Genomic DNA, 379 nt, shown 5'->3' with positions numbered 1-379 from the left:
CGCGCCATGACTATATGCTCTTACTGCTCAGATTGCCTGTCGCGTTGCACCACGGCCTTGATGCGCTCACAGCCTTTATGAGGCGAGGCAAACGATTGTGGAAGACCCAATATTGCAGACGAGAAACGAAAGCCATGTCACAAAGCCGGTTATTTACCTGTAATTGCAAATTGATGAACGTCTCGGCAACGGCTAGACATGCCGATAAGGGCCTCTGAACGGTGAAAGCTAGCCTCAATTGGAACCCGCCTTGGGATCACGCCACAATACCCAACCGAAGTCCTTGTTGTTTGGAGAAGTGCTCAAGAAGAAATGTGAGAATAGTCCCCTCTCGATCGCAATACGGGCTAGCTGCCGGAACCCGCTCGGCGTGTAATAG

At 51.5% G+C, this 379-nt stretch carries 1 protein-coding gene; it reads left to right on the top strand.

What is annotated here, in order from left to right:
* The coding region (locus AF337_RS44375; RefSeq protein WP_210168058.1) for a hypothetical protein at positions 1 to 218 on the top strand (218 nt) is incomplete at its 5' end.
* Positions 219 to 379: the final 161 nt, after the last annotated feature.

Origin of the sequence: Rhizobium ecuadorense (assembly GCF_001187535.1) — a bacterium.
GTDB lineage: Bacteria > Pseudomonadota > Alphaproteobacteria > Rhizobiales > Rhizobiaceae > Rhizobium > Rhizobium ecuadorense.
This window is presented reverse-complemented; position numbering and strand designations above follow the sequence as displayed.